Raw genomic sequence first — 25,299 nt, 5'->3', positions numbered from 1 at the left:
TTTTTTATAGTACTTCTTTAATTCTTTTTATTTACTTTTACATATTAGGTTGCGTTGTGATCACTTTCCTCATAGGCGATAAGGATGACGTCTTTATGTGCTTCAGCTTGCAAATCTTTCTCTAGTTCGATAACACGGTTTAATAATTCAGGGCTCAGATCTGCTGCAGTGTATCGATCATATTCCATAGGTTGTTTACGTTCGTTTGTCATGGGATTCCTCCTAAGTTTAATTAATTATTGTAATATGTCATTAACTTTCTCACCAATATCTGTTATTATTCAATCAAGTTTCATTGTTTTAGTATTAGAAATATATTAAGGTTTAATGCATGAATATACAAACGCAGAGAGAGTTTTTTATTATATTGTGAAAGGAAAATGTAGCTTGCAAAATACAAACAAAAAGTTACGTTTACTGGGAATTGGGCTTGTTTTATTAGGTGCTATCTTATGGGGAGTTTCAGGTACGGTTGCTCAATTCTTATTTCAAGAAAAGGGCTTTAGTGCTGAATGGTTAGTTGTTATTCGTTTACTTATAGCAGGTCTTTTATTATTGCTTATATGTGTCTGGAACCGTAATCCGAATGTCTGGAAAATCTGGAAGGTACAAAAGCATCGATTTGCAATGATTTACTTTGGTATTGTTGGAATGCTAGGAGTTCAATACACATACTTTGCTGCAATAGAAGCTAGTAATGCCGCTACAGCAACATTACTTCAATATTTAGGGCCTGTTTTTATTACGGTATACATAGCAATCAAATCAAAAGCACTACCTACTCGGAGTCAAGTGATTGCGATCTTTCTTGCACTTTCAGGTACCTTTTTACTCGTCACTCATGGAGATTTTCAAACATTATCCATTTCAGGGTGGGCGCTGTTTTGGGGGATCGCATCAGCACTTTCGCTAGCTTTTTATACGTTGCAGCCCATTCAGCTATTGAAAGAATACGGTTCAGCAGTTGTTGTTGGCTGGGGAATGGTAGTGGGTGGAGTTGTCATGAGCTTTATTCATCCCCCTTGGCAAGTGGTTGGTTCAATCTCTTTAGTATCTATACTAGCCGTGTTATTTGTTATCATTTTTGGTACTTTAATTGCTTTTTATAGTTATCTAGAAAGTTTGAAGTATTTAAAAGCAACAGAAACAAGTTTATTAGCGTGTGCTGAACCATTATCAGCCGCGATTTTAGCTGTCATATGGTTAAATGTTGCGTTTGGCCTCTCAGAATGGATTGGAGCATTTTGTATTATGGCAACGATCGTTATCCTATCGCAAACAAAACGGAAAGCCAAAACGACAAATAATCAATTTGACCGAGCTAAGGCGAATTGGTGAAGAAACATCTCTCTTGAGGTGTTTTTCTTTTCAATATTATTTGGGCGCGATGTAAGAGTGGACTGCTGAGTCAAGTTATTTTTTATGGTAAAATAACGTAGTACCATTTTTACGACATACATAATTTAAAAGTTTTTACCCTAAAGGAGTATTTCCATTGAATCAAAATACGTCAAACGAAAACCAACATAAAGAGAAGATCAATAATAGAAAAATTCTTATCATTACTTCAGTTGAAGCGGAAAAAGAAGCGATATTGCGCGGACTGAAACCGACGAGCTCTATCGATGTGGTCGTTTCAGGAGTCGGCATAGCAGCAGCAGCAGCTGCAACAGCTAGAGTATTAGCAACTAACACTTATGACTTAGTCATCAATGCAGGAATTGCGGGTGGATTTGTTGGACAAGCAGAAGTGGGATCAATCGTCATCGCAAATGAAATCGTTGCAGCTGATTTTGGCACAGAAACATCAGAGGGTTTCGTGAGTATCGATGAGCTCGGGTTTGGTTCGTCTCGAATTGAAGCAGATAAAAATCTTGTTGAAGTTGTTTCAAAGACATTTTCAAACGCAGGTCAAACGGTGACAACTGGTCCGATTATAACGGTTTCGACAGTGACAGGGACGGCTGAAACTACCGAAGAAATGCTGCGACGAGTACCTAGTGGTAAGGCGGAAGCAATGGAAGGTTTCGGAGTGGCAACAGCTGCCGGGCAATTTGGTATTCCGATTCTTGAAATTCGTACAATCTCAAATGCAGTCGGGCCAAGAGATCGAGATGCCTGGCGGATAAAAGAAGCATTACAAACTTTACAAGAAGCAAGCACCATTTTACAGGAGGTTTTAGCATGAAAATAGCGTATTCTCCTTGTCCAAATGATACATTTGTTTTCCATGCATGGGCACATGGGTTAATCCCTAGTGCACCTAAGCTTGATGTCACCTTCGCAGATATTGACATAACAAATAACTTGGCAACGAAACCAAATAATCTAGATGTTCTTAAAATTTCATATGCCGCATTGCCTTGGGTATTATCAGAATATGCTTTGTTGCCATGTGGCGGCGCATTAGGCAGAGGGTGTGGACCGTTAGTGCTGACGAAAGGTGAGATTAAAGAGGCGGCAGAGTTAACTGGTCGTCGTGTAGCGGTACCGAGTGAACGTTCAACCGCTTATTTATTATTTCGGCTCTGGGCAGCACAAAACATTCCTAGAGGAGTAGAGATTGTAGTTATGCCTTTTCATGAAATTATGCCAGCGGTTCGTGACGGGAAAATAGATGCTGGGCTAGTCATTCATGAGGCAAGGTTTACATATCAAACGTATCAATTAAACATGTTACAAGATTTAGGGAGTTGGTGGGAAGCAGATACGAATTTACCAATTCCGTTAGGGGCAATCATAGCTCGACGTTCACTTGATCTTCCGGCTATAACAGATTGGATACGTTCATCAGTTGACTATGCATGGGCAAATCCAAAAGCGTCAGAAGATTATATATTATGTCATGCACAAGAAATGTCAATGGACGTTGCCCAAGCCCATATCAATTTGTATGTGAATGAATTCACTAGAAATTTAGGTGATGAAGGCTACGAAGCCGTCTTTTCGCTCCTCGGCCGAGCGGCAGATGAAGGCTTAGTCCCGAAGTTTGACCTGAATGCATTGCGTTTATAATAAAACTTTAAAAAAAGATAGAGCATTACACAATGTAGATCATTAAAGATATTTATAATATTTATGATGTTTTCTTTTGCGGTTTAACAAATGTTTCCGATGAAAAAATTCGAATAATTACTGATCCGCCATATAAACGTGCTTGGATGAGTAATGGTTGAGTGTAGTTATTTTTAAATTTAAAATCAGGTCCATACCAACTGACAGTTGCATCACGGCCAGGAGGGACATATCGAACACGCCGACTATGGGAATAGCGCTGGACGATTTCTACACCAACTTTATCAACGGCATTAAAAAGGGTAGAGGACACTTGGCAAATTCCACCGCCAATTCCATCTGTCAACTCGCCTCTAACAATAATGGGGGCGGGTAAATACCCTTTTTCAACGGTACGATTGCCAACTACTTGGTTAAATGAAAAGGTTTCTCCAGGAAAAACAACGTAGTTATTAATCGCATCTATAGCTAAAGAGATATTGTGAGCTCGTTGTTTGTTAAATTTATTAAAATATGTGACATATTGTCCAACCTGTTTGTTGCGAAGCGATAAAAGTAGTTCGCTGTCAACGCGAGGGTAAGTAATGAATCGTGGAACTTCAATTTCATCAGAAGAATTATTAAAAAAGTAAGCGTAAAAAGCTTCCGAGAATCGTTTGCGATCTAACGCGTACCCGTATTGTTCTGGAACTAATCTACCGTGGGGATCGATGGCAGCATCGACTGGTTCTTTCGTTACCTGCTGTTCAATTTTATCAATGAAGGTTTCCAGTTTTTCTTCATCCACTAGTAACCCTTCGAAAACATGTGTTGTAAAATCAGACCGGTTCACCGTGGCCAGTGTTTCTCCTTCTAACGTAATGGTTAAATTACTATGTACGTTTATTATATGCATAAAAATTAAGATAAAAGTAATAAAAGTATAATTCATCAGCAAAGATCCCTCCTACAACTAGTTTGAGTTGTAAGATAATTTTTCATGAAATACAAAAATTGGGATTGTTTAAGGTGGTAAAAAATTAGTGTGTGTGCTAGTTGTCACGTTAAGGCTAATAGTATCAGTAAAAAAAATCAAAAGAACTCCAACGACTTGAATGGAACCAATCGCTAGAGTTCATCAACTTACCATGCTAATTTTAATAAAAATCATTCTCGTCCTCAGCAGGGTTGGCTTCTACTGCAATTTCGTAGGCACTTAGAATAGCATCCCGCTCTTCAGGGTCGGAGATACCGACTAACTGCTGCTCTCCTTCATCATCCTCAACACGCATTAATACGGTTTCATCATCTGAAGAAAGAAGCGCATAAGAGTGTTCGTCCATATCAAACAATGCTTCTACCGCATAATCCATTTCATTTCCATGTTCATCTTCTACGGTAATATGATCACGTAATTCATTCGGTTCCACACAATCACCTCACTTCATTATTCAGACGTAATATGCCCTTCAACGATCGTAATTATTTTTACTTAAGAAGGTTATTCATATTTACATGAATTTCAGGTATTAAGAAAAAATACAAAAACAGATTACTCTTATCATTCATTACGATGTACGGTTATAGCTAAGTGACGTGATATATAGAGGTGATTGAGCTTGAAATCAATATATAGGATGTTTAAAATTCAATTTATTTGTTTTTTTGTATTGTTATTCTATTTCTATTTACATGGAAGCCCTGTGGTTGAAGCGATTATCGATCATCACATAATAAGTAAGAAGATAGATCAGGTCCTTCAAGAACAGTCTCATTTAGAAGACTCCTTAGTTTCAATCAGTGTTCGGTCGGCGACCACAGGAGAATTACTCTATGACTATAATGGAAATGTTCGCTTAAAGCCTGCTTCTAATATGAAAATACTAACGGCCGTTGCTGCATTGTCAACATTGGGGAAAGAGTATTGTTTTCAAACAGAATTATTAACCGATGGAAAGTTGAAATGGGGAATACTGCACGGGAATTTGTATGTAAAAGGAAAAGGTGATCCGACGCTTCTCAAGTCTGATATTGATGAAATGGTAAAAACGCTTAAGAAGCAAGGTATAAAAGCAATTCGAGGTAATCTAATTGGAGATGACACGTGGTATGACGATGTACGTTATTCGATTGATTTACCATGGAGTGATGAGACGATGGGGTACGGATCTGCGATTTCAGCATTAACAGTAGCTGCATATGAAGATTATGATGTAGGTACAGTTATGCTTAAAATTGTCCCCAGTGAAGAAGTTGGTGAATCTGCTCAAGTGATTATGCAACCGTCCAACACCTATTTGGAAATTGTCAATCTCACAAAAACGGTTTCCGAAGATGAGAAAGAAGAACTAAGTATTGTACGGAAACACGGTACGAATCAAGTATTAATTGAAGGAACTTTACCGAAACATATAACAGACTTTGAAGAAACGATTGCAGTATGGGAACCAACTGATTTTGCCCTACATCTTTTTAGACAATCATTAAAGGATCAGGGCATTTATTTGTTAGGCAATGTATCAACCGATGTTACTCCAGAAAACGCAGCGGTTTTGAGTGAACACACTTCAATGCCATTAGCTGATATCCTTATTCCTTTTATGAAATTGAGTAATAATGGGCACGGTGAAATGCTCGTAAAAGAAATAGGTAAGGTTGTGAACGGTGAAGGGGCTTGGGAGAGTGGTCTTGAAGTTACTGAGCAAATACTTAGACGTTATGGTTTGAATATGGAGTCTATTTTATTAAGAGATGGATCTGGCATCTCTCATACGAACTTAATTCCAGCCAATGAACTGTCGAAATTATTATTTACTATACAGAACGAAGAATGGTTCTCTACTTTTTATCAGTCGCTTCCTATTGCCGGGGCTTCGGACAAAATGATCGGCGGGACATTAAAAAATCGCATGCAGAACACACAAGATCGGATTAGGGCAAAGACAGGAACATTAACAACAGTGAGTACCATTTCAGGTTATGTGAACTCGGCAAACGGGGAAACGTTCATTTTTTCAATACTCACCAATAACATGCTTGATAATAAATCAGGCAAGAACTTAGAAGATCAAATTTTAATGATATTAGCAAACTTTTAAAATCGGTGAGCATATTGCTCAGTCTTGCTTTCCAAGATGTGATATTCTCTTTGTAAAAGAAAAAATGAGGTGGTTTTTAATGAAAATTGAAGTTTGGTCAGACTATGTATGTCCGTTTTGTTATATTGGAAAACGGCGCTTAGAAAGTGCTTTGGAGAATTTTTCTCATCGAGACGAGGTCGAGGTAAAGTTTAAGAGTTATGAACTAGACCCACACGCTAGTCACGATACGAACGAATCGATGTATGAAATTTTATCTAAAAAGTATGGCATGTCGGTTGAAGAAGCTAAAAAAATGACGGATGGTGTTGCTGCACAAGCAAAGACGGTTGGACTTGACTTTGATTTTGATCAAATGATTCGAACGAATACTTTAGATGCACATCGCCTTGCTAAGTTTGCGGAGTCAAAAGGTAAGGACAAAGAAGTGGCTGAAGATTTATTAAAAGCTTATTTTATTGAGGCGAAGCATATCGGTGATCATGAAACTTTAAAAGAGCTGGCAATCAATGCAGGTCTAGATGCAAATGAAGCAAAAGAGGTATTAAACAGTAATGCCTTTGAAGAGGAAGTACGAGCGGATGAAGCGAAGGCGAAAGATATTGGTGTCCAAGGAGTCCCGTTTTTCGTGATTAATGATAAATATGCCATTTCCGGTGCACAACCAATGGAAACGTTCCTAAATGCTTTACAAAAAGTATGGGAGGAAGAGAATGAAAAATCTCCGTTAAAACCTCTTACATCAGCAGGGGATCAAGGTGCGACATGTACCGATGATCGCTGTGACTACTAAACATTGTAACCTAATTCACATTGTGAGTTGGGTTTTTTACTGGGAAAATTAATTTGATTCGACAAAATCATTTCTAATTCTACAAACTTTGCTATAATTGAGGACAGTTATGAATTCTACTTATTTTAAAGTGTTATATTCTTACAAAAAATACCTTCAGGGATTTTGCTAGGTATAATTGTAACTTCATTTGAATGACTTAAAAAGTTGGAGTGGTTTTTTGAATAATGTAAGTAAGATATTTACTATATACACCCTTTTTTGTATGGTACTTTTTTTAGTTGCCCATTACGTGTTCCAGGTCGCTAATGATGTTCTACTATTCGTTGTTCTACTGGTACCAATGCTTTGGTTATGTAGGCAATACAATCGCATGCAAAAAGAAAAGGCAAAGGTTGAATTAGACAAAAGTGAACTCGAAAAAAACTATCAGGTTTTATTACAGGAAAATGAACACCTTCATGATCTGTTGAACAGCTTTAATGAAACTTTTTTCTCTTATAATGTAAAGGAAAATAAGATCTTTATTACGAAAGCAATTGAAAATCTTTTCTCTTATGATCAAGAAGACTATCATCAGAATGTAAGGTTAATAGAAACCGTTTTAAAACCATTGGAGGAAGGCACGACTTCATTTAGAGATCAACTGTTTGTGAACCGAAAAATGAGAAACCAGCTTATTGTTACCGATAAATACAATGAAAAGCGCTGGCTTGAAGTATCAACCACCCCGCTGTTTGATGGTCCGGAAAACATCATTCGTGTAGATGGTATGATTTCAGATATTACGAAGCGTAAACAATTAGAAGAATATTTGAGGCAAATGGCTTATTACGATGATTTAACCGATTTACCGAACCGAAAGTTAATTCATAAACACTTGCGGAAAGCAATGGCGAGATCAAAACGTCACCAGCACAGCTTAAGCATTATGTTTATTGATTTAGATGGTTTTAAAAAGGTGAATGACACATTAGGACATGAAGGTGGAGACATCTTATTAAAAGAAGTGGCTAACAGACTTAACAGTTGTGTAAGAGAAGAGGATTTAACGGGACGTCTCGGTGGAGATGAATTTATGATTGTCTTTGAGGAGACGAGTAAAGATGAAATTATTGGCATTGCAGAGCGAATTTTGTCAGTTGTTTCAGCTCCGTACACGATAAATGAGAATGAAGCAAAAGTGACACCAAGTATAGGGATTAGTATTTTGCCCGATGATGGTGAAGATTTAGAGACACTAATTCAAAATGCTGATAAGGCAATGTATCATGCAAAAGAAAAGGGTAAAGGAACATATCAATTCTTTACTTCAGAACTAGAAGATTATCACTCTAAAAAGGTGGGCATCTTTGAAAAGTTTATAGAGTCTGTCTCTAAAATAAAAGAAACTTACATTCGCTAAGAATGGGGTTTAAGGGTTGCTTTTTCAACAGAGATGTGAAGGTATAGAAGGGACTTATCCTAAAGGATAAGTCCCTTTCTTTTTTTAGAGTAACAGTGGACGCTAGAGGGAAAAATTAGGGAAAAGCGTGAACGAAAAGAGCGGAAACGTGAGCGGTAGAGGAAAAAATTAGGGAAAAGCGTGAACGAAAAGAGCGGAAACGTGAGCGGTAGAGGGAAAAATTAGGAGAAAGTGTGATTGAAAAGCGCAGAATCGTAAGCGGTAGGGGAAAATTAGTAGAAAGAGTAAACGAAAGAGCTAGAATGGAGAGCGATAGAGGGAAAAATTAAGTGAAAACGTAAACGAAAGAGCCAGAATAGTGAGCGATAGAGGGGAAAATTAGGAGAGAGCAAACTAAAGAGCCAGAATGATAAGAACTAGAGTAAGCACTAGGTGTATGTAACAATCTAACAGTTATTTGTGCTCGCAGGTGGCAGGTGGCAGATAAATTTCTATTAATAAAATAATCTCTAGTAAAACTAGTAATCTAGCAAACATAGGGTAGAAAATAATGTTTCATGCAAGAAATAAAATACTTTCATAATACAAACCTCCACGTGTATCCAATAGCAGTGAAATTTCATATATTATTCTAATAATTAAACATGCATTCTTTATACAAGCAGTTGCAGCTAAAACACCTAGAAGGGAGTAAAATGTTTATGGTAGAATTAACAGCTGCTCATTGGATGTATCTTTTTGGCACAACGGTTATTATCTTAACGATGTTGTTTAGACAAAATGTGGTTGTTCCTGCGATCGTTGTAACCTTTTTAGTGGGTTGGATCTATACAGGTTCATTTGTTAGTGGGTTACAATCAATCTTCAATGCTAGTTTAACTGCCGCTGGAGAGCTCTTTAATATTTTTCTAATCATCGCGATTATGACAGCACTTCTCCACTCACTCAAGTCTATCGGTGCTGACCAACAAATGATAACCCCTTTTCAACGTGTTATGAAAAATGGGCATATCTCGTTTTGGATCTTAGTATTCGTGACCTATTCGATTTCCTTATTCTTCTGGCCAACGCCTGCTGTACCGTTAGTTGGCGCATTACTCATTCCTGTAGCTATTCGAGCAGGATTACCGCCAATTGGTGCGGCGATCGCGATATCTTTAGCTGGTCAAGGCATGGCTTTATCCTCTGACTATGTTATCCAGATTGCCCCGATGTTAAGTGCAACGGCTGCTGGAGTAGAGGTAAGTGCAGTCGCCGACAAAGCTTTTCTATTATCAATTGTTACAGGGGTTGTTGCGATTACGCTTGCGTATTTATTTTTAAGAAAGTCTATTTCACGTCCGTCTGATAAACATCTAATCAGTTGGGAAGCCATTAACTCAACGGTAGAAGATGAGGTAAAAGAGACGGTAAAGCAGAAGAAAGGTAAATCTAGCGTATTATTTGCAGTGCTCGTTCCTGTTTCGTTTCTCATCATTATTATCTACATGGTTTTGGCAAAATTTTCGAGCATTATTCCTTCCATTGAAGGTGGCTCGGGAGCAGCGTTGATTGGTGGTACGGCTGCTGTTCTATTAATAGCCGCAACATTCTTTAAAAATGTGAAGCAAGCACTTGGAAATGTCAGTGACAATATTGTCAAAGGATTTTTATTTGCCTTTAAAGCGATGGGACCGGTTATACCGATTGCAGGCTTTTTCTTCATCGGGAGCGGAGAATTGTCAGCGAAAATTCTAGGTGTGGAAAGTTCGCCATCGTTTTTATTTGACCTTGTGCAAGCTGGTCAGCAACTCATTCCTGAAAGTGCATTTGTTGCAGGGTTCGGTATTCTCATGATCGGAATGATAACAGGTTTAGACGGTTCTGGGTTTTCAGGACTTCCTTTAGTTGGGGCGTTGTCAGGAGCATTAAGTCCGACTGTTGGAGTAGATGCGGCAACTTTAGCTTCGATCGGACAAATGGGGTCTATCTGGGTCGGCGGTGGAACATTAATTGCGTGGTCTTCACTTGTAGCCGTTGCTGGCTTTGCAAAAGTACCAGTTATGGAACTGGTCCGGAAGAGTTTTATACCTGTCGTGATCGGGTTGATCATTTCAACAATTTTTGGGTTAATATTCTTTTAAAAAATTATTTAACAACAAGGTTGGCGTAATGCCAGCCTTTGTTTTTTTGGAAAGAAGTATATAAAATGGGTTCTACCTAGCAACGACTTTTAAAAAGGAATTGAAATTTAAGTATGGCCAGACCATCAATTTGGAACGATATGTAATAAATACAAATCAAATGGTGAGGACGATGAACTTAAAGAAATTATTTAGCGAAAATTGGGTGCTTTTTATTATCTTATTTTATGTGGTTTTTGTAGGCGGATTTGTGGTTGCATTAACACTATTTGATTTCTTCTTACGTTAATATATTTGCAAATAGGATAGATTAATTAAGAAAAACGCTAGGAATTGAAAATCCTAGCGTTTAGTGTTTTTTATGCAACCAGGAAGACCTTCGCTGTAAAAGCTCTAAGCCACATTTGATTTTTGATCAAGTTCTGCAAGCTTGGTTTTTCTCATTTGGAAAATGAACCAAATGGCAACGTTTGTGGTAACAACAAGACCAATGCCGACAGAAACAGAATAAGGAAGACTAAATCCTTCTGGTGCGTAGAAGATGTATGTCCCGACGACACCTGTCATAAATAACGCTGGAATAGAGCAAATCCAGTGGAATTTCCTTTGTTGCAAGAGATAAATAGCTGCTGTCCATAACATGACTGTAGCTACGACCTGGTTCGTCCATCCTACATACCTCCATAAGAAGGAGTAATCAATTTGTGTTAAATAGAAAGTAGGGATAATTACTGGGATCGCCAACAGTGATTGTTTCCACTTTGCGTCGAGCTTCCAGAAATTACGAAGCAAATCAACGAGCATCATTCGTGAAGATCGCAGTGCCGTATCCCCAGTTGTAACAGGAAGAATGATTACCCCAATAATCGCAAGGATTCCTCCTAAAGTTCCAAGCATTGACTTAGAGATGTGATCGACAACACCGGCAGGACCACCTTCGGCAAGCATTGCTTGTAGTCCACCTGTATTACCAAAGAAGGTCATCGCTGCTGCAGCCCAAATCATAGCTATTATAGCTTCAACAATCATTGCCCCATAAAACACTTTTCGTCCATCACTTTCTTTTTTCATCGTTCTAGCGACGATCGGACTTTGCGTCGAATGGAAACCGGAAATCGCTCCACACGAAATGGTAATCATAATGAGAGGCCAAATCGGCAACTCCTGTGGATGTAAATTTTGAAAGGTCAGGTTAGGGATCGGTTGGTCTTGAAATAAGAGACCAATCCCAATAGCTAAAGCCATAAAAATTAAAACAGCACCAAAAATGGGATAAATTCTTCCGATAATCTTGTTGATAGGTAGTAAGGCAGCTACTAAAAAATAACCAAAGATTATGAAAATAGCGACCGTAAAACTAAGCGGTGTTACAGAAGACAATAATTGAGCAGGACCTGCTGTAAAGGCAGCCGCTACTAAGATCATTAATATAATTGAAATGATGTTGATAATTGTTTTTGCAGTTGTCCCTAAATAGCGACCAACAATGGAAGGATATTGGTCCCCGCCATGTCGAACAGACATCATCCCTGCAAAATAATCGTGAACGGCACCGGCAAAAATAGCACCAACCACGATCCAAATAAATGCAACAGGTCCATAAAGAGCTCCCATTATAGCTCCAAAGATTGGACCTAAACCTGCAATGTTCAATAGTTGAATTAAACTTCCTTTAGCCCAACTCATTGGCATAAAGTCGAGGCCATCCTGTTTCGTGTAAGCAGGAGTTTTCCTATTGTCGTCGATACCAAATACTTTTTCAACCATTTTAGAATAGAAAATGTAACCTAAAATAAGTAGTACGATAGATGCTAAAAACGTGATCATGTGTCTAATCTCCTTATATTACTATGTATATATAATTTTATTACGTTATTTTACTAAAGTATTGAAGGAGTGTAAATAATATTTAGAAAAATTATATTATTTTTTATTTATGGTCATTTCAGTATCTTAATAAACTGAGAGAGTATTCAAAAGAACATGGCTCTACTTATTTAATAAACATTACTTTTTACCCAGTAAATTAAATTCGTCATTCTAAAAAAGTATGTAAAAGTGTAAAAAGTATGATAAAAATGTTTGAAAATATCAAAACAATAGTAAATAAATACTAATATTCCTACGACGAACTTCGTCGAAAGAAGAGGACCTTTGCATGAAAGGGAAATGGTAGTTTTATAGAGTAATTATTAAAATGTTCGAAATTTTCGTAATATTCTTTTGTAGGGAGGAGGTCGGATAGAAATTTTGGGCTTTAAATAACAATAGAGAGGATGTTTACAAATAATGCACAAGAGAATATCTAAATCTGTCTTATGGTTATTGACATTAGCACTCATTTTATCGTCATTTAGTATGAGTGCCTTAGCAAACACTAGTAGTAAGCAGCAAGCTAAGGAACTAAAAATCGCTGAAATATTTGGCGATATTGAAATGGCTTCGAAAGCTCCTACAACGGTCATCGTTGAACTAAAAGAAGAGTCGATCGTTGAAGCTAAACATAAAGGAAAAAAACAAACCAAGCAAAAGTTAGCGACCGAAAGAGGAAAAGTCATTTCTGAACTCAAGAATAAGGTTTCTAACGCAGAAGTTAACCGTGAGTATGACCACGTATTCTCAGGATTTTCAGTAGAACTTCCTGCAAACGAAATCCCACAATTATTAACAACACCAGGTGTTAAGGCAGTGTATCCGAATGTGGAGTTTAATGTAACATCTATTGATGAAGCAACTCCTATTGACCCGGAAGCATTTAGTCCGCACATGATGGAAAGTGCTCCATTTATTGGATCTGATCTTGCTTGGGACGCTGGTTTTACAGGTAAAGGTATTACAGTAGCAATTATTGATACAGGTGTGGATTACACTCATCCAGACTTAGCGCATGCCTTTGGTGACTATAAAGGTTATGATTTTGTAGATAATAATGATGACCCGCAAGAAGGTCCAGGGCAGTATCATGGGACACATGTAGCTGGTACAGTTGCAGCTAACGGTGGAATTAAAGGAGTTGCGCCTGAAGCAAATCTTTTAGCTTACCGTGTATTAGGTCCTGACGGTGGTACAACAGAAGACGTTGTTGCAGGTATTGAATTAGCGGTTAAAGACGGTGCTGACATTATGAATCTATCATTAGGTAATACTTTAAACAACCCAGACTGGGCAACTTCGATCGCATTAGACTGGGCGATGGCTGAAGGGGTTGTGGCTGTAACATCAAATGGAAACAGCGGTCCGGACAACTGGACAGTTGGTTCTCCTGGAACTTCTCGTGATGCGATTTCTGTAGGGGCAACACAATTACCTTATAAAGTTTTTACTGCAAAAACTACATCTTCTGACGGTGTGAGCTATACTTCATCAGCAGTACAAGGTTATCCTACAGAAGAAGCCTTATTAGCACTTAACGGTCAAGACTTTGAGTTAGTAGACGTGGGTTATGGTGCTCCAGCGGATTTTGATGGGAAAGAATTGGAAGGGAAGATAGCCTTAATTAGTCGTGGAGCTAATATTGCTTTCGTAGATAAAGCTTCGGAAGCGAAAAAAGCAGGCGCGGTTGGTGCTGTGCTATATAATAATGTGGCAGGCTCGATGCCATTAATTCCTGGAATGGCTGTACCGACTATTATGCTAAACCAAGCGGATGGACAAGCCCTATTAGCAAAAGTGGACGATGTAACAGTTTTGTTTGATATTGCAGCTGCCGGTGAAGTTGGAGAAACAATGGCTAACTTCTCATCTCGTGGTCCAGTAACATCCACTTGGATGATTAAGCCAGATGTGTCAGCCCCTGGAGTAAACATTGTTAGTACGTTCCCTGGTGAGAGTTATGCTGCATTACAAGGAACATCAATGTCGGCACCACACGTAGCAGGTGCTGCGGCATTAATTTTAGAGGCACATCCTACATGGGGTGTTGATCAAGTAAAAGCTGCGTTAATGAACACTGCAGAAGATATGATTGATCCAACTACAGGGAAAAGTTATGCACACAACTCACAAGGTGCAGGAAGCATCCGAGTGCTAGATGCAATAAATACTAAGACTCTAGTCGCTCCTGGAAGCCACTCTTTCGGGAAATTCGTGAAAGACACTGGTAGACAAGTAGAGCGTCAAAGCTTTGAAATTCAAAATCTATCAAAGGAAAGAAAGCGTTATAGCTTTGAAGTTGAATTTACTGGCAACCCAGACGGCATTAAAGTAATGACGAGTAACAATTTAAATGTACAACCTGGTAAAAGACAACAAGTGAACTTTAACGTTCAAGTGGATACGTCTAAGTTAAAGCCTGGTTATTATGAAGGAACAATTAAAGTAAGTGATGGCACAAAAACTATTAAGGTTCCTACCATTCTATTTGTCGAAGAGCCAGATTATCCTCGTGTAACTGGAGCTTTCATGGGTAAAGAGGCTGACGGTTCTTATTATGTTGGCTCTTACTTACCAGGCGGTGCGGAAGTAATTGAGTATGATATATATGTATACAACGCTGACGGTACAATTGGTGGTTTTGTAGATACAATTGGCTCATTTGAAAACGCTTCAGCCCCAATTCATGAATTCAACTGGGATGGGACAGTGCAAAATGGTATTAATCTACCAAAGGGTCAATGGGTCCTAGGAGTCTACGTGGAAAAAGCAGGTGTTACGGAGTACAAAGCATATCTAGTAACTAAAAACTAAACTATTCAACTAAAACGATCCTTACAGTTCATCTATGGGGATCGTTTTTTCCTTTCAATAACTTTGCTATAATGAGGACACAAATAATAACAGAGGTGATAGATTTGCTCACCATCCAATGTACGAAAAAATTACAAGAGACTCTTAAGGTTCCGATGTCGGATTTAACCGACCTAACCAACGAACCGCTATATTCATGGCATGCACATCTGTTTCTTTACAAGAGAAAGAAATGTGTGTTAGTGATGAACAACGTTTCTCGTTATAACTTTCTATTGTTTGGTTTAAAAGCTAGTGATTTCAAGCAGCTTGATCAAATCGTTATGGAAGAAATGAAGCGTAATATGATAGCTGATGGGATTGACGAACTTACCGTACATAAATACATGAAAAATTTCCAGTCGGTTACTTATACGAAAACGAGTGAGCGAACCATTATTAGTCAGATAAATGAAATGATTAGTGTCTTTAAATACTGGATGGAAATCCGAGAACACGAAGGAAAGGAAATCAACATTGACGACATCAATCGAGACCTTAATCGTTTTGTTATGCTGAGGCTTCCAAAATCCTATTCTGGAGAAACGATGAAGGATGAATTACAACACTTGTAACTTTCCCGAAATAATAAAAAAGCAACTCCACCTTTTTAAAGAAGGGGAGTTGCCTGTATTAATGATAATTTTTGGTTTTCTCCAATGTGTTTAATAGCTGATCGAGTTCTTGACTGCTTTTAATGGTGATATCAGAGGATAATCCATATTTTTTTCCGTAATTTACTAATTCATTTCGTTTAAGCTCAATCGTTTGCATTAGACTTGTAGGCATTTCTTCGTAGGCCCCCCCACATTCTATTTTTTCTTTTTCTCTAAAATTAAAAATTTAATAAATATTTCGATAAATGAATACTAAAATCCTATTAGAAATAAAAATATTTTAAAAAACTTTTCTACAATTTTCCGCATTAAATGACTTAAAAAAAGTATATATATCACTAGTTTTGATTAAGGTTTCTAAAACTGATTTATTTATAAAACCATTTTTGCTCAAATGTTGTACTACTGGTAAAATTTAATGGTCTTGAAACTTTTCTTAAAGTGTTTCGTAACTATGTACGGGAGGTGTAAATCATGAAAAAACCAAAAACGGATAAACTTCTTAAGGGCATTGTTGGAACAAGTGTCGCTCTTTTCGGTTTAGCGGGCTGTTCGACAAATTCTCAAGAGGAATTATTTTCAGTTCCAGAACAGTCTCATACTCATAATCAGGCTGTAAATCCTGGGCCCCCGCCATCTCCAGATGAAGCAGATTGTGATACTTGGACGTGGGATGCTGAAGGTGAAGTCTATCAATGTGTTCAGGAGGGATCAGAGAATTACGGGCACTATTATTCAGGAGGAAGTTGGTTTCCGACAATTGCAGCATTTATGGCTGGGCAAGCGATCGGAAGAAGTAGTTCAAATCATTCAAATGTAAATAATACGCAAAGACGTCAGGAACCAACTGGAACAACAACGAATCAACAAAGGGTTAATCAAAACAATCAAACAACAACAGGTCAACAAACGAATCGGAGCACAAATTCAGGGCAAGTGACGAATTCAAGATCTGGTATGGGTAGTGGTGGTAGTTTTGGTGGATAAACAATACAGTGAACGAAATGCCTTTTACAAGCAAATTCCAATGTTTTGGGATCGGTTATATGGAACGGAATACGCTTTGTACGATTGTCATTTCATTGCACCAGTTGAAGCGGATGAAGTAAGGCGAGCAACGAATGATGCGTATTCAATCTATAAAAAACTAAATCTACTTTTAAAAAATGCACCTGATGAGACTTTATTAGAGTTAGGGTTTCCCAAAAAAGCGTTACCTTTTTTGCGGATCGGACAAATTCCGTATGAAACAGTGATTGGTCGCTTTGATTTTGTAAAAACATACGAAGGATTAAAGCTTATTGAATTTAATTCTGATACGCCTACTTTTATTCGTGAATTGTTTGAAGTGAACGGGCTCGTATGCGAACGGTTCGGTGTAAGTAATCCCAATCAGAATGAGGAAGCTTATTTAGGAAAATCAATTCGAAATAGTATCTTTCATTGTGCACAATCAATCGGTGTCAAAGGGCATCCGTATGTTGTGTTTACAGCTCATGAAGACGACATTGAAGACCGTGAAACGATGAACTATTTGATGGCTGTTTCCCAAATTAAAGGTACTGCATTTATTCCCCTGGGAGATCTGCAAGTAGTAGAAGGACAGGGTGTATTTGATCCAAATGGAAAGAAAATTGATATCGTCTATCGCCATACATATCCTTTAGAAGCACTATTAGAAGATAAGACGAGTGACGATTTTCCGATTGGTATTGAATTTATGAAATTAGTCGAGCAGAAAAAAGTCGGGATGTTAAATCCAGTGTCAGCTTTTTTGATGCAGAGCAAAGCCGTCATGGCAGTTATTTGGGGGATGTGTGAACAACGCCATCCATTTTTTAGTGAAGAAGAACACGCTATTATTGAAAGCTACTTTTTACCTACTTATTTAGACGAAGATCCTTTTATCGAAACTGGGGAGACTTATGTGTCAAAACCAGCCTTTGGACGTGAAGGTGATACGGTAGAAGTACGACAAAAACGTAATACAATTTATGCTCCGAAACAAAAAACGTATGATCAATATGTAAAAGTGTTCCAAAAATATGTTGATCTTCCGGCAACGACGATCCAGACAGAAGAGGGAGCTAAAAACGCTCATTTATTAATCGGTAGTTTTATCATCAATGAAAAACCCAGTGCGTTTGGCCTTCGAGCAGGCGATAAAATTACAAATAACTTATCATATTTTTTACCTTGTGGTGTGAAAGGAGAAAGTGAATGAATTTAACCTATTATTTACAAACTTTTGATCACTTTTTAATCTACTTAGGAGCGTCATTAGTATTATTTTTGATTGGTACTTATATTTTTAAATTAATTACCCCATACTCTGAACGAGCACTTATTAAAGAAGGGAATATAGCGGTTTCTCTTAAACTATTAGGTAAGATGGCGGGGCTTGTCGTTGTCCTTCAGTCGGCGATCCGGAGCTCGATCAATCTAGTGGATTTAGCGATTTGGGCCATTATTGCTATTATTGTGCAAATCGTGCTTCACATAGTCATTGAGTATGTTTTTACTCGAAATACGAATTTGGCGAAAGAAGTGGAAAAAGGAAACGTTGCTGTTGGTCTTTTCTTAGGTGGTGTTTCTATTCTAGTCGGTATGATTGTTGCTGCAGCTATTAGTTATTAAAGGAGGTCCTCAATGCTTCCATACCAATCATTAACAAAGCCGTTTCACCCGGAAACGTATTTAAAATCCTGGGAAGCGGTAGAAAAGAAAGTAGCGGAAAAAGGCTTTACATGGGCAAGTTTATATGAAAATTATGAAGACAATCAATATATGAGCGATTCTTTATTACTTGTTCCAGAAATGATGGTTCGCGAAATTGAAAATGCGTCCCGAGCAGCCCATGATATCTTTTCGAAAACGTACGAGCAAATTGTAAAAAATCCACATACGATTCATGAGTTAGGTTTGCCAATTATGCTGTGGGACTTGTTTCAGAAGCTGGGCAAGACAAAATTTTCTTACTTTACGAGATATGATTTTATTGCGTCATCTAGTGGGTTAAAAATAATTGAAGCTAATACAGATACTCCCGTAGGCATAGTAGAGTCAGCTATCGCACAAGAAGTTCTATGTAATGAGCATAAGAGTAAAAACCCAAACGCACACATCAACCAAAAAGTGAAAAGTACGTGGGAGCAAATCATTCGAGATTATGATATTCGTAGTAGCGACACGCTCTATTTTACGTGTGCGGATTGGCACGATGAAGATAAACAAACTGTGAAGTATTTAATGGAATTGTTTCCGCAGCAAGCGAAATATGTTCCACTTGAACAGATTGTAGTAGATAAAGAGGGTGTGAAAACGCCTGATGGCGAATCGATTGAATTTTTATATCGTCTATATCCCTTAGAATACTTTTTAGAAGAGCAAAGTGGTACGGGTGAACCAATTGGTGAACAATTTTTAGTTCATATTATCAATAATAAATTGAAGGTTATTAATCCGCCTGCTGCACTACTTATGCAATCAAAAGCGATACTAGCACTCATTACCGCCAAAAAAGAAGAGTGGTATACGAGAATGGAACAGGCGGCAATTGAAAAATACTTTTTACCTACGTATTTTTCTGCTGATCCGTTAAGGGATACTTTTGTTAAAAAACCGGTATTAGGTCGAGAAGGTGGAGGCATCCGTGTTGTTTCGAACGGGAGAATTCTCGATGAGGATGTTGACTACTATCAAGATCAACAAGCGGTTTATCAGCAATATTTCCAGATGCCTGATCAAACCATTGATACGTGGGATGGCCCTTATACCGGAAAGTTATTAATTGGTTCTCATGTTATGAACGGTGAACCGAGTGGGTTGTTCTTCAGAGTTGGCGGGTTAATAACAGGTAACTTATCGATGTTTGTGCCATACACAACTGTTTGATGTGAACTTCTAAATCTTATTCAATTAACGGGAAGGATTAGCTTCCCGTTTTCATTGGTTTATCTATTTTATGGAAACGAAAGGGGGGATTTAGTTGCATTTTTTTCTAAAAATAAGTCTTGGCTTAATAAAAATGAGGAATTTAACGTTATTTATTACGTCACTGGTTTTCATTATGATGTGCACCATTATTATGTATCTGTTGGAACCGGATACATTTGAAAGTGTTTTAAATACGTTTTATTTTGTCATGACGACTTTTTCTACGGTTGGATACGGAGATTACTCTCCCGTTACAATGGCTGGCAAAATGTTTGCTGTCTTTATGTATTTATTTGGTATTGGATTGCTAGGGGTTGTGATTGGGAAAATTGTTGACTCATTCACCATCTTCAGAAGGAAAAGGGAGGAAGGGAAGTTGAGCTATATCAAAGAAAACCACGTTATCATTATTGGTTGGGGAAAGAAAACGGACTTTGCCGTTAAAGAAATTCTCGACTCGGATCAACAGGTAGAAGTTATTATTATTGATACTCTTACACAAGCACCAATCGATGTTTCGAATAACCGAATTCATTATATTCAAGGAGATCCGACCGAGGAAGAAACGTATGAAAAAGCAAATATCGAAAAAGCTCGTGCGGTTATTGTGTTTGCAGATGATACGATTCAAGACGGTTCTTTAAAAGATGCGAAAACGCTCTTAGTTGCCATTACTGTTGATCGATTAGCACCAGATGTACATACTACAGTTGAAGTGTTAACGGAAAAACATATTTCCAACTTCTCGCATGTACGAGTGGATGAGTTTATATTATCGCAAGAAACGATATCTAGTTTAGCGGTTCGATCAGCGATGTATAAAGGTGTAAGTAAAGTTTATTCACAGTTAATCAGTAGGCAGCACGGTGAAGATTTGTATAAGGTTACGAAAAAGGAACATTGGGTGACGTATAATGATGCGTTTCAGGAGTTACTTTCAAAAGGAGCAACATTGATTGCTGACCGGGATCAACTCAATATTAATAGAAGATTACAAGAGGAAATTCCAGACGAAGCGGTGTTATATATCATTTGTAACAAAGAAACATACGAGGCGTTGTTAGATGATTAAAGAGTTCTTAGAATGTCGCTTCAGTCGTTTCTCCCTAGGCTTGCTCTATAAATGTTCAGAAAGAAATCATACGAAAAGTTCTCGATTTTCCTTTTTAGGTCGAGAATTTTTTTGTACGATCATGATTTGATTTTTTAATAGACTCTTTAATAAAGACTTATTTTAATATCATCACACTTGAATAGTTAGTAGTTAAGAAAATATGAAAATACATAACAATAAATACATAATTTGGTACAATTGTTATAGCTAGTAGAAAATAGAGTTACGATTTCTAAGATGGGAGAAATTATGAAAAAGTTCATTTTATCTTTTTTTAATAAAAAAGCAAATCATACGATGGATTTATCGACTCAAAAAGTCATTTATAATCAATATTATCCTTGTATTTATCGTACGGCTTATCGATATTGTGCGGACGAAAATATTGCCAAAGATATTGTTCAAGAAACATTTATCCGTGCATTTAAATACATATCTACTTATGAAGAAAAAGAAAATGCTAGTTTTGAGGCATGGTTAGTTACGATTGCTAGAAATGAAGCATTAAAATACTTAAAAAACGTTAGCAAGCGTAACGAAATGCTTAAAGAGGAGATTGAATTAAGTGAAGAGTATTCTTCAATTGAAGCGGAGATCATGAATCGTTTAACGATAGAAAAAATACAAAAGATCATCTGTGATCTGCCAGAGGTTTCAAGGGTCATTTTTTTACTACGGTATGTCCATGATCTGTCTTATAAAGAGATTTCAGAACGTCTTAACCTTCAGGAAAATACAGTCAGGCAACGAACTTTTCGAGTAAGAAACTTTATTCAAAAACGTATGAAAACCGAGGGGGATCATGATGAACAATCCAAAATGGGATAAAGCTATTAAAAATGCAGCAAATAAGGCATTCAATGATACGAACATTCCTCTACCCGATAAAGAAGAAACATGGAACCGTATTCAACTTGAACTAGAGAAAGAACAGCAAGTTCAAATGAAAAAAAATAGTCTGAAAAAATACAGCGGTTTATTAGCCGCTAGCCTTTTATTGGTTGTATTTTTAGCGAGCCCAACTGGATCTTCCGCTTTCTCAAGTGTCGTTCATGTCGTCAATCAATGGAAAGACAATGTCGTTCAATTCGTCGTACAAACTGACCAAACGGAAGAAGGAGCAGCACTAACTCCAGCCCCAGGTGAAGCGTTTTTGCTGGATGAAAATGAACGAGAAGCCATTGTAACGGAATCCCAAATAAAAGAAGTTGAGTTAGACGAAGCTAAAGAGAGGGTTAATTTTGATGCTTTCTTTCCCGTAGAAGATAAGTTGTTTGGATCATATGAGCTAGAAAAAGTAAGAGTATGGACGACTTCTCAAGAGATTGGTGTTGAGAAGGTAGAATTAGCTTATTCCAATGGGGAAGTTTGGTTTTCTATTTTGCAAGAAAAAATACCTGAACACTTTAGTAGAAGTATTGAATATAATCTAGATCAGGCTGAAGTGAGAAAAGTGATGATCGGACATGTCCCAGCAACCGTAGTCGTGTCCAATAACATTATTAATTTAGAGTATATCTCAGGGGATAATTATATTACGATTTTTGGAGCGTTGTCAGAAGAGGAAGCGATGGATTTTGCCAAACAGTTAAAGTAGTGTTGGATTGCTATTAAATAGTTAAAGCCCTGCCGATACCGTCTAAGGTCGTAGGCTGGGCTTTGTTTTGCTCTTTTCTTCTTTTGGCATCTAGTTCATCTTTTATAGCGGAACTAATATATGTCTACTGTAACGTGTGACTTGTTCGGTAGATCTGCCGGACCGAATATAGTGTACAGTACGTGCACGGTAATAATAACCTTTTGTGACTGTATAACTCTGTGAGGCAGAAGTGAAATACCAATTATAATCGATAAAGGGTCCTCTTGAACCTATCGTATTCCACTTAGAGCCATCCCACCGTTGAATATCAAGAGTAAGTCGTAATTCATCTACCGTCCTGGTCGTATACGTATCCCCCGAAACCCTAACCGTATTATTATTTCTTGAAATACTGCTAAATGCATTACTAATGAGAGAAGATAAAGAACTATACATTATATTGAAGTCCCCAATATCTTCATCAAGTTCAATTGGCGGTGGGGGAGTTAAAGCACCAGGCTCCAACTGTTCTTCAACCGCAAATGTACTTGTAGTCCAGGTGAAAACAGCTAGAGAAAATAAACAAAACAAAAAGCTCGTTCTTTGAATTAGAAACATGAAATAATTCCTCCTTATTAATTTATTCAATTCTATTAATCTTTTAAAACGTAAACTTGTTACGAAAATTTCTAAATTATATTTTATTTTGGAAGAAAACAGATAATTGATTGCTGAGCGTAATAAAAAATTTTAAATTTTGTGTAACAAAAGAGAGGCTTCAGCGATTAATTCTAATAGAGTTAATGTTTGTTTGATTAAAGGAGATGGTGATATTGAAACTTATTATCGGTAATAACTTAAGTGATGCAATCATTGAAGTAGATACGATCATTAAAGGGAAAGTAAAGGGTGACATTCAGGTACTAAGTGGGGCAAAGCTATTTTTGTACGCTGAACTGACAGGTGATCTGTACCTAAGAAAACATTCAACAGTCAGTATATATAATTCAATTGATGGTACGGTTTATAATGATGGTGGAAAAATTGAAGGTGAACAGAGATTGCTAAGAAAGGTTGATATATTAAGTAGTTAAATTATAATGAAAATTTTATGTTGAGGTTAAAAGAGGATATTTTTTCTAATATATTATTGACATCATACTACCCTAGTAGTAAAATACAATTCAGGTGAATATTATGAAAAATCAGAATATTATAAACTCATTAAAGAACAATGGTTTTACTGAATATGAAGCAAAGGTTTACCTATCCTTGTTAAAAAGTTACCCCGCTAATGGGAATATGATAGCTAAATCTTCTGGGGTACCAGGACCCAAAGTATACGAAACATTAAGGAAAATGCAAGAAAAAGGCTATGTCTTCCTAGTAAAAAGTGGAGATAAATCAACAAGTAAGCGTTATAGTCCGTTACCTTATGAAGATTTGTTAACATCATTTGAAAAAGAGTTTACTGAGAATTTAAATTTACTTCACACATCCTTGGAACAGATTTCGAATAGCAGTGACGAAGAATGGAGCGAATTGTTTCATATGGAAGGATATGAAACTTCGATTGAAGTAATTAAAAATGAAATTGACCAGTCGAGTCAGGAAATCATAATGAGTTGCTGGGCAAAAGAATTTGATGCGCTTATATCTCACTTAGCAGCTGCACAGAAACGTGGGGTAAAAGTTGTCACTATGATATTCGATCAAACCACAACCCCAATTCCTTGGAGTCACTTTTTTCATTATCCAAGTACAAAAGTTGATGACCGTCATTTCGGAGAATTAAGTATTGTTCTTGATGATAAAAAAGTAATTGTCTTGGAGGCTAAGTCAGCGAAGTCTAGTGGAGTTGTATCTAGTCATCAGTCAATGGTTAAGACAACACGAAATTATATTAGACATGATATTTATGTGAATAGAATAATGAATGATTTTGATCAGGATTTAAAGAAATTATACGGGGAACAACTAGAAAAGTTAATAGATGACTTTTAGCATTAATCTTAAAGGAGGTGATTAAGTTTAAGTATAGGAAAACGTATCAACTTAATTTCTTTGCAAGAAAAATGTAAGCGCTTTCTATTAAGCTCTATTCAAAAAATAAACTTAAGGAGGAAGATATGAACAGAAATCAGTTGAGAATTATTGATCTCAGTGTACCCTTGGATAGTGAAGCGAAGGAGCCGTTTCCACCGCAAATCTCTTATTCTGAACATAAGGAAGGAGCCGAACAGGCAGCGCAGCTACTTGGGCTAAAGGCAGAAGATTTTCCTGACGGCGAGGCATGGGCAGTTGAAACAATTACATTATCTACACATACAGGGACTCATGTCGATGCGCCTTGGCATTATGCTTCAAAAACGAATGGAGAACGATCAAGAACGATAGATGAACTGCCTTTAGAATGGTTTTACGGTAATGGAGTATTGTTTGATTTTAGCATGAAGGCAGAAGGCTATGAAATTCAAATAGAGGATTTAGAGAGTCAGTTAAAGGAAATGAATTATGAATTAAAACCATATGATATCGTACTTATTCGGACAGATGCAGATAAAAAATACTATCAAGAAAACTATGCAAGTGTCCATGCAGGAGTATCAGCGGATGCAACCAAGTGGTTGATGAGTAAAGGTATTAAAGTCATGGGTACAGATGGATGGGGGTGGGATATCCCGTTGTATTTACAAGCTAAGGATTATCTCCAAAATCCTAGAGAAGGAGTACTTTGGGCAGCTCATTTTGCAGGTAAGGAACAAGAATACTGTCAAATTGAGAAACTAGCTAATTTAGATCAATTACCACAACGTTTTGGATTTAAAGTGGCTGTCTTTCCAGTAAAAATTAAAGGCGCAAGCGGAGGTTGGGCGAGACCAGTAGCAATTTTTGATTAAGAAGGGAGATAGAAT

25 protein-coding genes are annotated in these 25,299 nt (G+C 37.3%); 19 read left to right on the top strand and 6 right to left on the bottom strand.

From position 1 onward, the window contains the following. Positions 1–44: 44 nt before the first annotated feature. Positions 45–212, bottom strand: a complete 168-nt coding sequence (locus tag ACNSTQ_RS17050) for a hypothetical protein (RefSeq protein ID WP_418201025.1) — start codon at positions 210–212, stop codon at positions 45–47. 175 nt (positions 213–387) lie between these two features. Here ACNSTQ_RS17050 and ACNSTQ_RS17045 point away from each other — a divergent pair, with 175 nt between their 5' ends. The 3 genes from ACNSTQ_RS17045 to ACNSTQ_RS17035 all read left to right on the top strand — a co-directional run bounded on the left by ACNSTQ_RS17045 (position 388) and on the right by ACNSTQ_RS17035 (position 3,015). Then, a complete protein-coding gene (locus tag ACNSTQ_RS17045) occupies positions 388–1,338 on the top strand; it encodes a DMT family transporter (RefSeq protein WP_418201024.1) in 951 nt (316 codons plus the stop codon). Between the two features lie 157 nt (positions 1,339–1,495). Continuing rightward, on the top strand, positions 1,496–2,188 hold the full coding sequence (locus ACNSTQ_RS17040; RefSeq protein WP_418201023.1) for a futalosine hydrolase: 693 nt from the start codon (positions 1,496–1,498) through the stop codon (positions 2,186–2,188). Continuing rightward, on the top strand, positions 2,185–3,015 hold the full coding sequence (locus ACNSTQ_RS17035; RefSeq protein WP_418201022.1) for a 1,4-dihydroxy-6-naphthoate synthase: 831 nt from the start codon (positions 2,185–2,187) through the stop codon (positions 3,013–3,015). Before ACNSTQ_RS17040 ends, ACNSTQ_RS17035 begins: the two co-directional genes overlap by 4 nt. A gap of 61 nt (positions 3,016–3,076) precedes the next feature. Here the strand turns inward: ACNSTQ_RS17035 and ACNSTQ_RS17030 are convergent, their stop codons facing one another. Both ACNSTQ_RS17030 and ACNSTQ_RS17025 read right to left on the bottom strand, forming a co-directional pair. After that, the gene (locus ACNSTQ_RS17030; RefSeq protein WP_418201021.1) at positions 3,077–3,946 is read right to left on the bottom strand and encodes a VanW family protein; all 870 of its coding nucleotides are present in this window, start codon (positions 3,944–3,946) and stop codon (positions 3,077–3,079) included. A 205-nt stretch (positions 3,947–4,151) separates the two neighbouring features. Continuing rightward, a complete protein-coding gene (locus ACNSTQ_RS17025) occupies positions 4,152–4,424 on the bottom strand; it encodes a DUF1292 domain-containing protein (protein WP_418201020.1) in 273 nt (90 codons plus the stop codon). Between the two features lie 189 nt (positions 4,425–4,613). Between ACNSTQ_RS17025 and dacB the strand changes: the two genes are divergently transcribed. The 4 genes from dacB to ACNSTQ_RS17005 all read left to right on the top strand — a co-directional run bounded on the left by dacB (position 4,614) and on the right by ACNSTQ_RS17005 (position 10,413). Further along, positions 4,614–6,092, top strand: coding sequence for a D-alanyl-D-alanine carboxypeptidase/D-alanyl-D-alanine-endopeptidase (dacB, locus tag ACNSTQ_RS17020; RefSeq protein ID WP_418201019.1), 1,479 nt, complete (start codon positions 4,614–4,616; stop codon positions 6,090–6,092). Between the two features lie 79 nt (positions 6,093–6,171). Then, positions 6,172–6,885 (top strand): DsbA family oxidoreductase, encoded by a 714-nt coding sequence (locus ACNSTQ_RS17015; RefSeq protein WP_418201018.1) that lies wholly within the window; start codon positions 6,172–6,174, stop codon positions 6,883–6,885. Between the two features lie 220 nt (positions 6,886–7,105). After that, a complete protein-coding gene (locus ACNSTQ_RS17010; RefSeq protein WP_418201017.1) occupies positions 7,106–8,290 on the top strand; it encodes a diguanylate cyclase domain-containing protein in 1,185 nt (394 codons plus the stop codon). 701 nt (positions 8,291–8,991) lie between these two features. Continuing rightward, positions 8,992–10,413 carry a hypothetical protein gene (locus tag ACNSTQ_RS17005; protein ID WP_418201016.1) on the top strand — a complete coding sequence of 474 codons (1,422 nt, stop codon included), beginning with the start codon at positions 8,992–8,994 and terminating at the stop codon, positions 10,411–10,413. Positions 10,414–10,806: 393 nt separating this feature from the next. Here the strand turns inward: ACNSTQ_RS17005 and ACNSTQ_RS17000 are convergent, their stop codons facing one another. After that, on the bottom strand, positions 10,807–12,240 hold the full coding sequence (locus ACNSTQ_RS17000; protein ID WP_418201015.1) for a carbon starvation protein A: 1,434 nt from the start codon (positions 12,238–12,240) through the stop codon (positions 10,807–10,809). 462 nt (positions 12,241–12,702) lie between these two features. Here ACNSTQ_RS17000 and ACNSTQ_RS16995 point away from each other — a divergent pair, with 462 nt between their 5' ends. Then, positions 12,703–15,099, top strand: coding sequence for a S8 family peptidase (locus ACNSTQ_RS16995; RefSeq protein ID WP_418201014.1), 2,397 nt, complete (start codon positions 12,703–12,705; stop codon positions 15,097–15,099). 71 nt (positions 15,100–15,170) lie between these two features. After that, positions 15,171–15,713 carry a DUF6933 domain-containing protein gene (locus ACNSTQ_RS16990; RefSeq protein WP_418201013.1) on the top strand — a complete coding sequence of 181 codons (543 nt, stop codon included), beginning with the start codon at positions 15,171–15,173 and terminating at the stop codon, positions 15,711–15,713. Between the two features lie 58 nt (positions 15,714–15,771). Here ACNSTQ_RS16990 and ACNSTQ_RS16985 read toward each other — a convergent pair whose 3' ends face one another. Beyond that, positions 15,772–15,927: an aspartyl-phosphate phosphatase Spo0E family protein gene (locus ACNSTQ_RS16985; RefSeq protein WP_418201012.1), complete on the bottom strand. Its 156-nt coding sequence runs from the start codon at positions 15,925–15,927 to the stop codon at positions 15,772–15,774. Between the two features lie 302 nt (positions 15,928–16,229). Here ACNSTQ_RS16985 and ACNSTQ_RS16980 point away from each other — a divergent pair, with 302 nt between their 5' ends. From ACNSTQ_RS16980 to ACNSTQ_RS16950, 7 genes are all read left to right on the top strand, one after another. Beyond that, complete coding sequence (locus ACNSTQ_RS16980) at positions 16,230–16,742, top strand: hypothetical protein (protein WP_418201011.1); 513 nt, start codon at positions 16,230–16,232, stop codon at positions 16,740–16,742. Then, positions 16,735–17,979 (top strand): glutathionylspermidine synthase family protein, encoded by a 1,245-nt coding sequence (locus ACNSTQ_RS16975; protein ID WP_418201010.1) that lies wholly within the window; start codon positions 16,735–16,737, stop codon positions 17,977–17,979. The genes ACNSTQ_RS16980 and ACNSTQ_RS16975 overlap by 8 nt, the downstream gene beginning before the upstream one ends. Next, on the top strand, positions 17,976–18,392 hold the full coding sequence (locus tag ACNSTQ_RS16970) for a DUF350 domain-containing protein (RefSeq protein WP_418201009.1): 417 nt from the start codon (positions 17,976–17,978) through the stop codon (positions 18,390–18,392). The genes ACNSTQ_RS16975 and ACNSTQ_RS16970 overlap by 4 nt, the downstream gene beginning before the upstream one ends. Before the next feature lie 12 nt (positions 18,393–18,404). Further along, positions 18,405–19,649, top strand: a complete 1,245-nt coding sequence (locus tag ACNSTQ_RS16965; RefSeq protein ID WP_418201008.1) for a glutathionylspermidine synthase family protein — start codon at positions 18,405–18,407, stop codon at positions 19,647–19,649. Positions 19,650–19,743: 94 nt separating this feature from the next. After that, positions 19,744–20,763, top strand: coding sequence for a potassium channel family protein (locus ACNSTQ_RS16960; protein ID WP_418201007.1), 1,020 nt, complete (start codon positions 19,744–19,746; stop codon positions 20,761–20,763). 291 nt (positions 20,764–21,054) lie between these two features. Further along, a complete protein-coding gene (locus ACNSTQ_RS16955) occupies positions 21,055–21,633 on the top strand; it encodes an RNA polymerase sigma factor (RefSeq protein WP_418201006.1) in 579 nt (192 codons plus the stop codon). Then, positions 21,611–22,402 (top strand): DUF4367 domain-containing protein, encoded by a 792-nt coding sequence (locus tag ACNSTQ_RS16950; protein ID WP_418201005.1) that lies wholly within the window; start codon positions 21,611–21,613, stop codon positions 22,400–22,402. The genes ACNSTQ_RS16955 and ACNSTQ_RS16950 overlap by 23 nt, the downstream gene beginning before the upstream one ends. 102 nt (positions 22,403–22,504) lie before the next feature. Here the strand turns inward: ACNSTQ_RS16950 and ACNSTQ_RS16945 are convergent, their stop codons facing one another. Then, positions 22,505–23,002, bottom strand: a complete 498-nt coding sequence (locus tag ACNSTQ_RS16945; RefSeq protein ID WP_418201004.1) for a hypothetical protein — start codon at positions 23,000–23,002, stop codon at positions 22,505–22,507. Positions 23,003–23,217: 215 nt separating this feature from the next. Between ACNSTQ_RS16945 and ACNSTQ_RS16940 the strand changes: the two genes are divergently transcribed. From ACNSTQ_RS16940 to ACNSTQ_RS16930, 3 genes are all read left to right on the top strand, one after another. Continuing rightward, positions 23,218–23,478 carry a hypothetical protein gene (locus ACNSTQ_RS16940; protein ID WP_418201003.1) on the top strand — a complete coding sequence of 87 codons (261 nt, stop codon included), beginning with the start codon at positions 23,218–23,220 and terminating at the stop codon, positions 23,476–23,478. Positions 23,479–23,581: 103 nt separating this feature from the next. Further along, positions 23,582–24,388, top strand: coding sequence for a TrmB family transcriptional regulator (locus ACNSTQ_RS16935; RefSeq protein ID WP_418201002.1), 807 nt, complete (start codon positions 23,582–23,584; stop codon positions 24,386–24,388). Positions 24,389–24,513: 125 nt separating this feature from the next. After that, positions 24,514–25,284, top strand: a complete 771-nt coding sequence (locus ACNSTQ_RS16930) for a cyclase family protein (RefSeq protein WP_418201001.1) — start codon at positions 24,514–24,516, stop codon at positions 25,282–25,284. Positions 25,285–25,299 lie beyond the last annotated feature (15 nt).

Source organism: Alkalihalobacterium sp. APHAB7 (genome assembly GCF_048323755.1).
Lineage (GTDB): Bacteria > Bacillota > Bacilli > Bacillales > Bacillaceae_F > Alkalihalobacterium.
The sequence above is the reverse complement of the archived record's forward strand: the minus strand, read 5'-3'. Positions and strand labels throughout refer to the sequence as shown.

Excerpts from the sequence above, each read along its gene's own strand:
- ACNSTQ_RS16955 (WP_418201006.1), top strand. The coding sequence starts at position 21,055 with ATGAAAAAGTTCATTTTATCTTTTTTTAATAAAAAAGCAAATCATACG.
- ACNSTQ_RS16980 (WP_418201011.1), top strand. The coding sequence starts at position 16,230 with ATGAAAAAACCAAAAACGGATAAACTTCTTAAGGGCATTGTTGGAACA.
- ACNSTQ_RS16950 (WP_418201005.1), top strand. The coding sequence starts at position 21,611 with ATGAACAATCCAAAATGGGATAAAGCTATTAAAAATGCAGCAAATAAG.
- ACNSTQ_RS16985 (WP_418201012.1), bottom strand. The coding sequence starts at position 15,927 with ATGCCTACAAGTCTAATGCAAACGATTGAGCTTAAACGAAATGAATTA.
- ACNSTQ_RS16945 (WP_418201004.1), bottom strand. The coding sequence starts at position 23,002 with ATGTTTCTAATTCAAAGAACGAGCTTTTTGTTTTGTTTATTTTCTCTA.
- ACNSTQ_RS17005 (WP_418201016.1), top strand. The coding sequence starts at position 8,992 with ATGGTAGAATTAACAGCTGCTCATTGGATGTATCTTTTTGGCACAACG.
- ACNSTQ_RS16935 (WP_418201002.1), top strand. The coding sequence starts at position 23,582 with ATGAAAAATCAGAATATTATAAACTCATTAAAGAACAATGGTTTTACT.
- ACNSTQ_RS17015 (WP_418201018.1), top strand. The coding sequence starts at position 6,172 with ATGAAAATTGAAGTTTGGTCAGACTATGTATGTCCGTTTTGTTATATT.
- ACNSTQ_RS16930 (WP_418201001.1), top strand. The coding sequence starts at position 24,514 with ATGAACAGAAATCAGTTGAGAATTATTGATCTCAGTGTACCCTTGGAT.
- ACNSTQ_RS16990 (WP_418201013.1), top strand. The coding sequence starts at position 15,171 with ATGAGGACACAAATAATAACAGAGGTGATAGATTTGCTCACCATCCAA.
- ACNSTQ_RS17030 (WP_418201021.1), bottom strand. The coding sequence starts at position 3,946 with ATGAATTATACTTTTATTACTTTTATCTTAATTTTTATGCATATAATA.
- ACNSTQ_RS16965 (WP_418201008.1), top strand. The coding sequence starts at position 18,405 with ATGCTTCCATACCAATCATTAACAAAGCCGTTTCACCCGGAAACGTAT.
- ACNSTQ_RS17050 (WP_418201025.1), bottom strand. The coding sequence starts at position 212 with ATGACAAACGAACGTAAACAACCTATGGAATATGATCGATACACTGCA.
- ACNSTQ_RS17035 (WP_418201022.1), top strand. The coding sequence starts at position 2,185 with ATGAAAATAGCGTATTCTCCTTGTCCAAATGATACATTTGTTTTCCAT.
- ACNSTQ_RS17000 (WP_418201015.1), bottom strand. The coding sequence starts at position 12,240 with ATGATCACGTTTTTAGCATCTATCGTACTACTTATTTTAGGTTACATT.
- ACNSTQ_RS16970 (WP_418201009.1), top strand. The coding sequence starts at position 17,976 with ATGAATTTAACCTATTATTTACAAACTTTTGATCACTTTTTAATCTAC.
- ACNSTQ_RS16995 (WP_418201014.1), top strand. The coding sequence starts at position 12,703 with ATGCACAAGAGAATATCTAAATCTGTCTTATGGTTATTGACATTAGCA.